Source organism: Nitrosomonas sp. Nm34 (genome assembly GCF_900113925.1).
In the GTDB taxonomy this organism is placed as follows: domain Bacteria; phylum Pseudomonadota; class Gammaproteobacteria; order Burkholderiales; family Nitrosomonadaceae; genus Nitrosomonas.
The window spans coordinates 1-10,891 of record NZ_FORD01000070.1 but is presented as its reverse complement, the minus strand read 5'-3'; the positions used below and the strand labels follow the sequence as shown (position 1 = coordinate 10,891).

The following is a 10,891-nucleotide window of genomic DNA, read 5'->3' as shown; positions in this document are numbered from 1 at the left end:
CTGCAAGTGGAGCTGGTATTGTGGGGGTTTGGCAAAAAGCAAATGAATAGATTCTGTTGACATTTTAGCGAAGCCAAATTAATGCTGAGGCAAACTGTATAAACTGTATTAGCTCGAACTTGATCTGACAGCTTCAATAACGTGATCTAGGTATAATAAAATCAGCAAAAGGAATCTGAATTGCTTATGGTAATGGATTTCGGAAAAGAGTCTCATCATTATTCGTAAGGAGAAACCCTCGCTTAATATCAGACTTCGCCAAGCTCCTTCAGCCGTAGTGTAATGATTCTTATGTAGAACTCACGCTACTTATACACAGCATCGCCGTGCACCGACAAAGCCGTAGCGCGGCGAATTATCTTGAAGTTCGTGAATAGCGGGTGCAAGTTTGAATATCGAAGGCTGCTTCAATGCCTGCCAGATGATCAACAATCGCTTGCACTAAGATGGCATGCGCGCCCATTCATTTTCCCAATTGCTGAATTGTTCTACCGGCATCGGCCTACTTACCAGATAGCCTTGCGCTATATCACACCCCAGCTCTGCCAAGTGATCCCATACAGCCTGACTATCTACCCCTTCCGCTACCACTTCCAAATTAAGATTGTGCCCAAGCTCAATGGTCGAATGTACAATCGCAGCTGAGTCACTGTTTATTACCATGGGCATGACAAACGACTGATCAATCTTAATTGAATCGACCGGTAACTTTTGCAGATAGCTTAGGCTCGAATATCCTGTGCCAAAGTCATCAATGAATAACCGGGTACCAAATTTCTTCAATTTTGTTAATATCTCCAACGCTCCTGCTGGATCTTCCATCAAGGCGCTCTCAGTTAATTCAAACTGAATCATCTCCGGCCGAATACCCCAAGTAGAAAACAAGCCCTGTATGCGGTCAATGAGCAGAGGGTGGTATAAATCATGCGCGGACAAATTCACCGACAAAGCTCGCTCCACTCCTTCTTCATGCCAGATATAGCTTTGGCTAAAGGCTGCATCGAGCATCCAATTGGTCAGCGGAGTAATCAAGCCGGCATGCTCAGCGAGCTTGATGAATTCTATGGTAGGGAGCATGCCATGCACGGGATGCTGCCAGCGTACCAATGCTTCGGCCCCGCTTACGCGCCGTGATGCGATATCAACCTTGGGCTGGCAATACAGCGATAACCCATTTTGTTCGATAGCTTGGCGTAAATCTGCCATTAACGACAATCGCCGGGTGCATTCCTGTTCTTGTCCTCCAGTATAGAAGGCATAGCCGCCTCGGGCAGGGCTGGCTTCATGGGTAGCAATATTGGCACGTCGCAGCAAAACATCTGCCTCGGTGGCATGGCCGGGAAACAGAGCAATGCCTATATTAACGCGAGGGTCGACCAGCAAACCTGCTACCTCAATAGGGTCATGCAATACCAGGGTTAGCTGTTGTGCAATCTGTACGGCATAGTCGGCTCCTCCGCTGGGCAAGAGCAAGGCAAACGCGCTTTCTTCGACTCGCGCCAAGGTATCGCTTTTCTTGATAGTATGCGTCAACCGTTGAGCCAGCTGTTGCAGCAGCTGATCGCCCGCGTGATAACCCAAGATTTGATTGAGTTCACGAAAGCGGCCAATATTCAGGTGCAAGAGAGCAAGGGCGTGGTGTTGTTGTTTAGCGGTTTGAATGGCGTCTCGTAAATGCTCGAGCAAGAAGGTACGATTGGGCAATTCAGTCAGCGGATCATAATAAGCCAAGCGGGCAATGGTAGCCTCACATACTTGTTGGTTGATACGCATGCGCAGGTTGGTAATGCCATAAGCCAAATCATCGGCCAGTTCGCCGAGCAACTTCACTTCTTCTTCACCGAAAGCATCGGGTTCAATCGCTCCCACGACCATAGCACCGAGTACTTCTCCTTCCATCCGGAGGGGAAAGGCGGTAACCGCTGCAAAGCCAAACTTAATCGCACACTCGCGTATTGAGACATAAGTAGGAGCAGCATAGACTGGATCGGTGAGGATGTGCCTACCCACACTGGGCTGACCGGTGCGGATTGCAGTAGCAGCTGCAGTATGGCCTATTTCCATTTCTTTATCGGCCCAAGTATGATGAAGTGCTTTCATAAAGGCATTGTCTACGCCGATACCTTCCATCCAACGCATGCTCTTGTTTTCATCGTGTTCCGCATATACGACGCCTGCCGTACGATAGCCACCTTTATCCACAATGACTTGGCACATGTCGTGTAGCAATTCTTGCTCGTCCGAGGCGTGCAATAAAGTATGATTACCCGCACTCAAAGTTCTGAGAGCACGGGTAACACCCTCGAGTTCCGTCAGTAATTCCTTAGTTGTTAGCGCTGAATCCGGATTGTCCTTATTTGGCTCATTAGCAGAGTATTCCATGCGTCCTCACGTGTATTTTTAAGATAAATTCAATTTAAGATCGGTGAACTGGCTCCCCTGGTTGTAAATCAAGCTGCGCTCATCTTTATGGTAAATCGTCAGCTTCTCTCCTTGCTCTAAGCGATACGCTACCCTACTTTCCTTGATTTCTACTGTGAGTATTTGGCCACGGATGGTCAAACGAAATTGCAAAAACTGTACTTTCTTATTCGGATAAAAGGTAAGCGCCCTCCATAGTCCCGCAAACCGGCTACTCCATAAACTACTCCTATCCAGGTGCTACCCATAGAAGCAATGTGACAACCATCTTTCACGTTTCCGCCGACGTCTGCAAGATCCATGAGCAAAGCATTAATCAAATAATTGAGAGCACGCTCGTCATACCCGACTTCAAATGCAACAATGCTTTGAATACAAGCTGAGAGTGAAGAATCGCCTGTTGTCAGCTCGTCGTAATAGTCAAAATTACGCTTCCTCTGTTCAAGGGTAAATTCGTGCCCAAGCAGGAACATTGCTAACACGATGTCTGCTTGCTTGATCACTTGATGCCGATAAATAACAAGCGGGTGGAAATTGAGGAGCAGCGGGTATTTATCAAGCGGAGTGTTTTGGAAATCCCACGGTTCCAGATTAAGGAGTGGGTCGTCCTGCGGGTGTATTTGCAAGCGTGTATCAAAGGGAATATACATCTGTTCTGCCGCCCGTCGCCAATCTGATACCTCGCCAGGCTTAAGCTCCGTTCTCAGTACCAGTGTGTGGTGGTGTTTCTCGCTACTTGCTTGTATCTTATCAACTACATCAGCAGCAAACCTGAGATTCTCCCGAGCCATGAAGTTGGTATAGGCATTATTATTGAGCACTGTAGTATACTCATCTGAGCCCGTGACTCGATGAATACAAAAATGTCTATCCTGGCGCTCCGAGAAGAAGCCCAGGTCAAACCATAACCGAGCGGCCTCCACAAGAATTTCCGCTCCCCATTCATAAAGGAAATCTTGATCACCAATGATGTTCACGTATTTGATAATGCCATGTGCGATCGCAGCGTTGATATAGTACTGGTCAGTACCTGCCGCATAATAGGCTGATGCTTCTTCATCATTGATGGTGCGCCAAGCAAATAGTGCGCCTTTCTGGTTTACTGCGCGAGCCCGTTTGCGTGCCTTGTCAAGAAGGCTGTAGCGGTACCGTAAAATATTACGCGCGAGCCGTGGTGAAGTGTAGATTAAAAACGGCAGAACATACATTTCCATATCCCAGAAATAATGTCCATCGTAGGTTTGGCTAGTTAATCCCTTGGCGGCTATGCCAGTATCGTCGGCTCGCCCTGCGGCTTGGATCAATTGGAACAAATTCCAGCGCAAACACTGTTGTAGACGCGGTGGCTGCGCACTGATCTGGATATCGCTCTGCTTCCAAAAATCATCCAGGTAGACTCGCTGGTCGGAGAGGAGCTTTTCAAACCCATGGTGCACAATACGCTCAAGCGTCCTGCCCGCGCGGACACTAAGTTCGCCCGTCTCATCTGAGGGGGAAGAGTGGTAAGTAATATACTTAGTCAGTGCAATTGGCTTGTTGGGTTCTGCGTCGATGAGAAATACAACCTGCGCTCCGTGCTCTCCCCACTTTGCTTCTGACGATGAAACACAATCTGTTTCCAGGGTGTGGTCCATACCACAAGCTAGTGCCATACCCCTTCTTTTTGTCCGATATCCGAGAATGACTCGCTGCCCCCTTCCTTCTGCCATCTGTTGGCAGAGTACCTGGTCAGCAATACCTTGTGCGGGCCGAGGATCGTTGTATTCGTTCTTTTCGGGAAGGGGATGTTCAACGATCTCAGAAGATAAGACGAGTGCAGCGCGAGCGTTGAGAACGGTCACCCGATAAGAAATCACTGCGATATGTTTTTCGAAAAATGAAACTAGACGGCGCGATTCAACCAGAAGCTGCCGGCCGTCAGCTGTTTCCCATAATACTTGGCGATCGAGCGTACCAGCACGCATGTCGAGAGCACGCTCATACTGAAGAATACGGGCGGTTGAGATATTAAATAGCTCATCATCAACATACAGCGGTATGATCTTGGGATCTGGAAGATTTGTAATTGTCTGCCCGGTTGTGGCGAAACCGAAAGCGCCTTCCGCATAAGAAATTGGCCAGGTCTCATGAAATCCATGCACAAACGTTCCATGTCGATATGCAGGACCACCTTCTTCGAATGCGCCCCGCAACCCAAGATAGTCGTTGGATACAGTGAATATGGTCTCTGCCTGAGCCAGAAATTGTGAAGAGAGAGCGCTCTCGACCCAGCGCCATTCTTCGATTGGGTAGAGAATTTCCGGTGGAAGAATAAGATCGCGCTTAATCATCAACTAGCTCCGCTAGATTGGCCACCACTATATCTGCGCCATGGGAGCTGAGGATACTATCGTTACCTTCTCGATCTACGCCGATAACCAAACCAAACCCTCCCGCTCGAGCTGCCTGTACACCAGCAATAGCATCCTCCACAACCACAGCTCGATCAAGTTTTGTACTTAGCATCTCAGCTGCTTTGAGGAATGCCGACGGTTCCGGTTTGCCGGGAAGCTTGAGTTCGCTCGCAATCGAACCATCGACCAGAACGTCGAATAACTCAAGGATACCTGCCCGCAATACTTGCTCGTGATTGGCACTGGATGACACCACTGCGGTGTGAATACTTAATTTCCGAAGCTGCCGAACCAGGGCGACTGACCCTGCGTAGGGCTCGACCCCACATCGGTTAATAGTCTCCTGTACCAGTTCATCTTTGCGGTTACCAAGGCCGCACACTGTGTCAACGGTCGTAGGATCTGTTGGTGTTCCCTCAGGGAGGGAGATATTGCGTGATTCAAGAAAACTTCTTACTCCGTCGTACCGGGTTTTCCCGTCAACATACTGCTTATAGTCATGCTCGATATCGAAAGGTTGGAATGGCTGTTGCGTTGTTGCTGCGTGCTGGGAAAGGAACGCATCAAACATGGCTTTCCAGCAGAATGAGTGAATCTTTGCAGTGGATGTAAGCACCCCATCGAGGTCAAACAGTACAGCATCGAAGCGATCCGTATAGTCATGCTCGATATCGAAAGGTTGGAATGGCTGTTGCGTTGTTGCTGCGTGCTGGGAAAGGAACGCATCAAACATGGCTTTCCAGCAGAATGAGTGAATCTTTGCAGTGGATGTAAGCACCCCATCGAGGTCAAACAGTACAGCATCGAAGCGATCCGGAGTGATCCGTATATAATGCTGACTCATAGCGAAACTCCAATAGATTCAAATGGTTCGCAGTAAGCACGAAAGAGTATTAGAAAATAATAACTCTCTGTTGAAAAATATACGTTAAGTTGAACATACAGTCAAACTTATAGGAAGAAAGACTGAAAAGAATAAATAGGTTATGAGCAATTATGCTAATACGGAAAAAAGCAGCATTTGCTTTGAACTCTTCAGAAAGTATATTCTTTACCCAAACCGATCTTCAGATTCTTGATGCTGTTTTGTGATTTATTGTCTTGCTATTCTAATTATATATAAATATGGGAACTTTGGAGCAGGACGTGAAGAATCATTTTTCATCCGCGTATCAGTACGAGCGTATCAGACGGGCTTGGAGTCACAACCTAGTGCATCAATCATGCTTTAAGGCGTCTGGTGTTATTTATAGCTTAACCAATTAACAATAAATTTTAATGTATAACCGATATTCCGCCTCCCCATTCGCAATTATCTGAATTTTCTTGAGATATTTTTTTATACCCATTTTTTCTGAAAAATTAATCAAGAATTATCAGTGAGTTATGAAAAGGGCGCAGAATATCGGATATAAGATTTGAAGCACATATTGAAAGTTTGGCTTTGTTTTTTTACGCAGTGCTTCATTTTGATAGCGTTTTAGTAACTAAACGGTAATTTATACTTTATGCCCGGTACTACCTCGACACAGGGGAAGAGAAGAGGGTTCAAACTAGCCCCTCAGGCGCGCATATTTGGGCGCTGCGGGGCAGTCGCGGGGCGGGCGGGCATGGGGGGATAGTTATCCCGCGCTCTCCTGACCGCGCTTGGACGGGTGATAGCGTGGTGTTCATCCCGCTTAAGCCAAACTCGACTACGCTTTAGCTTTCATTGGCACTAACCGGGACCACTGATCGTGTATACAGTAGTAGTCTAGAGGATTTCTTTGGTGACAGTATAGGCTTTCTGTTCGTTGTTTCACTCGGCAAGTTGCGCATCCATTTCGAGCGCAGGTTCGATGTCTATACTTTGCGCTGATCTCTTTAGCCGCAGCCGTTATCTTCTCACGTTTCGTAGATGACTTGTGTTAGCGGCTCTAAGCTAAGTGTTAACTGCTAACCCACGTTGTTTGGGTGACGGGGTCATCAACAAAAAAAGCAATGCCGACTAAGCGTATATCATGATCAAGCATACCTAATATGAACCAACATTTCCATCATCCCAGCTGATCTTAAAGTCAGCAAAAGATCCGAAACCGGTTCCAGTAAGCTTATCACCCTCTAATGTAGATTGATTGAATGAATAATGTATCCTCATTACTCTGAAAAATTTGCCAGTTAGTGAAATCGGTTGACATGGCTTTTACTCCTATAATGTGCTAGCTCAGGTCAAATCGTACAGTTGCTGATATGATTGAGTACCTGTGTCAGATTAGGCTTGGTCCAGGTTTTTACTATTCAGAATCAGTTTCATACAAAACAAAATATCTATGGAAGCTTTCTCTTTGCATATCTTGCGCTCATGAGCTCTTTCACATAATGGATGCTAAAGAATGGCAAATAGGCGGTCAATAATGCATTTGTATACTTTTTTGTTCCTTCAGCTTCTTTTATGGCTAGCAGTTAAGAATGATTCAGAATGTACTGGATTTGAAGAACATATCCACGGTCAGGTTTTGTTATTTACGGGGTGCCTTATTTTTAGTAATTCAGCGGTAATTTATACTCTGTGGTCGGTACTATCTCGGTACCGGTGAGAGAGTTAGGTACAAACTGGCTCCCCAGGCACGCATAGTTAGCCGCTGCGGGGCAGGCATAGGGGGAGAGCCATCCAAGGTGCACATCCTGCGGCCCGTGGAGGTGCTTTCGATATGCGCTTGCTAAGCTTTTTCAAAGCCGCGAATTTCTGTCCATTATTTACTTAATCTTTTGAGCCCCATATTGATATTTTAAGTTTAAGCATCCTATAATTTTACTGTATCTCATAGAGAAACAATAAATTTCCTTTTTTAGCACTTATTTTTTGTTCTTTAAGTTGATAATATAGAAACATGCGAAATTAATAATGGTTTGGTAGTAGGGGTAATGTATTAAAATCATACTCTTATCATAAGCAATGATCACAACTATAGATGCTGGGAATGAGAAAGAAATATCCTGAGTAAAGATAGATTGTATATAAGATGTATCCTGTAAAGAACGTATTCTCAGCATAGTTATTTTCAAAGTAAGACATGATCAAAATGCTTTAGCAAATGAAGGAGCAAAGTTAAGTTGATGGAGGTGCTATGATAAAAAAGAATACTTTCTGGATAGGTATATTGGCACTTGGTTTTTTGTCTGGGTGTGCCCAAATGAGTCCATTAGCGCGCAATCACAGCAATGAAATTCGTAATGTTGAATTGGGTTCCATTGACTCTAATGATCACAGGGCTGTTGCTAAACATTACGAAGATGTGGCCAAAGAGATGAAAGCAAAGCTGGAAGTACAGCAAGAATTGCTTCAGAAATATGAAGGACATACTTACTATTACGGACGAAAAGGGCAAGACCTTGAGGCGCACACTTTAGCTAATATCAGACATTTAGAAAATTCTATCAAAGAGAATATGAATGAAGCTGCCATTCATAAAAGAATGGCACAGGATCAACAAAAACGAGATCTCAGTTTATTAACCGAATAATTTGTATATCCTCAATTCAATTAGTCAATATTTAGAATAAAAACATCTACATTCCAGAAGACAAGGAATCCTGAAAAGGCCGCGATATCGATTGCAGATACGCGGCTTTTCTTTTATATATCTGCTTTTATTTTATACGTTAGCACTATAGCCTAATCAGTTAAGAATGATTCAGAATGTATAGGATCTGAAGAGCATCTCAACGGGCTGGTTTTGTTATTTACGCAGTGCTTTGGCCTGTGCCCATGTATGTTCAATGGGATTAAGATCAGGAGAATAAGCGGGTAAGTATTCAAGGGTGTGCCCAGCGTTTTGTATGGCCTCTTGCGTATCCTGCCTCTGATGGAACGTGGCATTGTCCGTCACAACGACGGCATGTGGCGGCAATTCAGGCAACAGGTCCTGCATTGCCCATTCGTGAAATACATCAGCGCTGATATTGACTGCAAACAGGCTGACGGTGAGCAATAGCTTTCCGATCAGGGCGCCGATCGCGTTGATACGACCTGGCGCATGCCAGTCATGGGTGCCATGGCATCTCTGGCCAGCAGGTGCATAACCGTGCGCGCGCCGTGCATCCTGTGAAAATCCACTTTCATCAATGTAGACAATGGCCCAGCCTGCAGCTTCATAAGCAACGATCTTCTCCTGGAAGATGCGCCGTGCGTGATCAATTGCTTTGGGATGCTTCAGAGTTTTTTTATAGGTGATACCAAGCTTCTGGAGCGCCAGAAAAATAGCGTTCTGCGCTACACCCAAACGTTTTGCCCGCTCGTACTGATAAGCATCAGGATAATCGCGAACATCCTGCCGCAATACCTCAAGATCAATCTTGCGTTGGCGAAACCCTTGAGGTTTAGATGGATGTTCTTAACCCAGCGCGCACGCTAGCTACGCCAACATCAAACCGGGCCGCCACCTCGGCTATCGTAAGTCCTTCTTTCTTCCGGACAGACAGGACTTTGCGGCGGAAATCCAATGAATATGCCATCTTTACATTGCAATCAAAATTATCTGGTTATTCTATATGCTTGGTTGGTACTGCCGGTATTAACCTTATTGATGTGAAAGGTTACAACTATTATTAAATTGTTATTTGTCCACAATTTCTGTGGATAACTTTGTGGGTAATCTGTAAATACTGTTGCTAAGATGGTTATTTGTAACAATATTTATTGGATCGATTAAATTTTATACAGATAATAATATCATTTATAATCAAGATATTATCATTATATTGTTTGGTTCTGTAGTTTTGATCTAAGCAAGATATTTTGTAAAAAGCAATGTGGATTATTTTGAGGATGTCAAGAAAATCCTCAATTCTATTGCATGCATTCTAGGCCATCATACTCTACGTCCACTTGTCGGCCAGGCGCTGTAGGAGGCGGTTAACAGTGCATCGGACAGGATCGAGGAGGCGAGGCAGCGAAAGACAAGCTGGATGGCAGGCGGGTGCGGCGGATAGTGCAGGCCGGCCCTGCCGCGTTCCGGGGAATAGTAGGGCGCAAACTGGCCCCTCACGCGTGTATAGTGGGGCGCTGCGGAGCGGTTGCGGGGCCGGGCATGGGGTAGTTCATCCCGTGCCCGCTCGATGGTTTCTGGATGGGCATGATGGGATGGGCGATGATGTGGAACTCACTTTGCCTAAACCCAACGCGATGAAGTGGTACCCAAAAACTGTACAGGTTGTTAAGCTCTGGCAGAATTAAAAAGGAGTTTAATGACAATGAGTAAAAAGCGCACACAATATTCGAGCGAATTCAAAGCAAAACTAGCGCTGGCAGCGATATGCGGTAATGAAACTGTCCCTCAATTAGTAGCCCGTTATCATGTATACCCCACGCAGATCAATAGCTGGAAACAGCAACTCATTGAGCAAGCTGCCGAGCTATTTTCTAAAAATAATACTGCCGCTAATAAGGAGGGACATACAACAGATGACCTGCACCGGGTTATTGGTCAATTGGCGGTAGAACGCGATTTTTTAGTGAGAAAGCTCAATCATTAAGTCTTGTAGAACGCAAAGAGATGATTGAGCCCCATGGGAGTCTTAGTCAGGTTCGTCAATGCCAATTACTGAATCTGGCACGTTCGACCTATTACTATCAACCGCAACCGATCAGTTATGCCGATCTTGATCTGGTTCTGCTGCGTATGATGGATGAACAATATTTAAAGACCCCGCAATATGGCTCACGCAGTTAGACTGCCTGGTTTCAGCGCCAGGGCATCATGTTAGGGCGCAAGAAAGCATCGTCCCTAATGAAGATCGCCGAGTATTGTCAGCATAACCCCACAAACTCGAAAGATTAGCATTTCAAACAACCAGCATAAGGTGTATACCCTATTTGCTTAAAGACCTCGTTATTAACAAACCTGATCTAGTTTGGGTGCTGACATAACCTATAGTGCGCCCATCCTTCTAACCCGAATATTGCACGAGCATCCAAACTAAGAGCGAATTTGCCAGAAATTCATTTTTAATTTGGATGAATCGTATTTGTAGTCAGAATTTGTTGTTAAGCATTAAGCTTTTTTGTGTTTTCTGGTGGAGTTATGGCAAAAAGTGGG

The 10,891-nt window shown here is 45.5% G+C and carries 10 protein-coding genes; 4 read left to right on the top strand and 6 right to left on the bottom strand.

Annotated features, from left to right (window positions below; all coding sequences use genetic code 11):
* Window positions 1–441: 441 nt before the first annotated feature.
* The 4 genes from BM283_RS15665 to BM283_RS15655 are packed head-to-tail and all read right to left on the bottom strand — an operon-like array spanning window position 442 to window position 5,658.
* A complete protein-coding gene (locus BM283_RS15665; RefSeq protein WP_090694759.1) occupies window positions 442–2,382 on the bottom strand; it encodes a putative bifunctional diguanylate cyclase/phosphodiesterase in 1,941 nt (646 codons plus the stop codon).
* 18 nt (window positions 2,383–2,400) lie between these two features.
* The gene (locus tag BM283_RS20690) at window positions 2,401–2,562 is read right to left on the bottom strand and encodes a glycosyl hydrolase family 65 domain-containing protein (RefSeq protein WP_175492185.1); all 162 of its coding nucleotides are present in this window, start codon (window positions 2,560–2,562) and stop codon (window positions 2,401–2,403) included.
* A complete protein-coding gene (locus BM283_RS15660) occupies window positions 2,559–4,751 on the bottom strand; it encodes a glycoside hydrolase family 65 protein (RefSeq protein WP_139225307.1) in 2,193 nt (730 codons plus the stop codon). The genes BM283_RS20690 and BM283_RS15660 overlap by 4 nt, the downstream gene beginning before the upstream one ends.
* Window positions 4,744–5,658 carry an HAD family hydrolase gene (locus tag BM283_RS15655; protein ID WP_217646559.1) on the bottom strand — a complete coding sequence of 305 codons (915 nt, stop codon included), beginning with the start codon at window positions 5,656–5,658 and terminating at the stop codon, window positions 4,744–4,746. The genes BM283_RS15660 and BM283_RS15655 overlap by 8 nt, the downstream gene beginning before the upstream one ends.
* Window positions 5,659–7,921: 2,263 nt before the next feature.
* Between BM283_RS15655 and BM283_RS15650 the strand changes: the two genes are divergently transcribed.
* Window positions 7,922–8,317 (top strand): hypothetical protein, encoded by a 396-nt coding sequence (locus tag BM283_RS15650; protein ID WP_090694758.1) that lies wholly within the window; start codon window positions 7,922–7,924, stop codon window positions 8,315–8,317.
* Between the two features lie 216 nt (window positions 8,318–8,533).
* Here the strand turns inward: BM283_RS15650 and BM283_RS15645 are convergent, their stop codons facing one another.
* Together BM283_RS15645 and BM283_RS20360 are read right to left on the bottom strand one after the other, a co-directional pair.
* A complete protein-coding gene (locus BM283_RS15645; RefSeq protein WP_254776406.1) occupies window positions 8,534–9,133 on the bottom strand; it encodes an IS630 family transposase in 600 nt (199 codons plus the stop codon).
* Window positions 9,134–9,173: 40 nt separating this feature from the next.
* The gene (locus BM283_RS20360) at window positions 9,174–9,308 is read right to left on the bottom strand and encodes a helix-turn-helix domain-containing protein (protein WP_302848302.1); all 135 of its coding nucleotides are present in this window, start codon (window positions 9,306–9,308) and stop codon (window positions 9,174–9,176) included.
* A gap of 406 nt (window positions 9,309–9,714) precedes the next feature.
* Here BM283_RS20360 and BM283_RS15640 point away from each other — a divergent pair, with 406 nt between their 5' ends.
* From BM283_RS15640 to BM283_RS19030, 3 genes are read left to right on the top strand one after another with little or no spacing between them, the layout of a single operon-like run.
* On the top strand, window positions 9,715–10,029 hold the full coding sequence (locus BM283_RS15640; RefSeq protein ID WP_090694755.1) for a hypothetical protein: 315 nt from the start codon (window positions 9,715–9,717) through the stop codon (window positions 10,027–10,029).
* A gap of 17 nt (window positions 10,030–10,046) precedes the next feature.
* Window positions 10,047–10,328 (top strand): hypothetical protein, encoded by a 282-nt coding sequence (locus tag BM283_RS15635; protein WP_090694754.1) that lies wholly within the window; start codon window positions 10,047–10,049, stop codon window positions 10,326–10,328.
* 20 nt (window positions 10,329–10,348) lie between these two features.
* The gene (locus BM283_RS19030; protein ID WP_175492184.1) at window positions 10,349–10,525 is read left to right on the top strand and encodes a hypothetical protein; all 177 of its coding nucleotides are present in this window, start codon (window positions 10,349–10,351) and stop codon (window positions 10,523–10,525) included.
* Window positions 10,526–10,891 lie beyond the last annotated feature (366 nt).

Coding starts and splice junctions, on each gene's coding strand:
- BM283_RS15635 (WP_090694754.1), top strand. CDS start 10,047: ATGAGTAAAAAGCGCACACAATATTCGAGCGAATTCAAAGCAAAACTA.
- BM283_RS19030 (WP_175492184.1), top strand. CDS start 10,349: ATGATTGAGCCCCATGGGAGTCTTAGTCAGGTTCGTCAATGCCAATTA.
- BM283_RS15660 (WP_139225307.1), bottom strand. CDS start 4,751: ATGATTAAGCGCGATCTTATTCTTCCACCGGAAATTCTCTACCCAATC.
- BM283_RS20360 (WP_302848302.1), bottom strand. CDS start 9,308: ATGGCATATTCATTGGATTTCCGCCGCAAAGTCCTGTCTGTCCGGAAG.
- BM283_RS15655 (WP_217646559.1), bottom strand. CDS start 5,658: ATGAGTCAGCATTATATACGGATCACTCCGGATCGCTTCGATGCTGTA.
- BM283_RS15665 (WP_090694759.1), bottom strand. CDS start 2,382: ATGGAATACTCTGCTAATGAGCCAAATAAGGACAATCCGGATTCAGCG.
- BM283_RS15650 (WP_090694758.1), top strand. CDS start 7,922: ATGATAAAAAAGAATACTTTCTGGATAGGTATATTGGCACTTGGTTTT.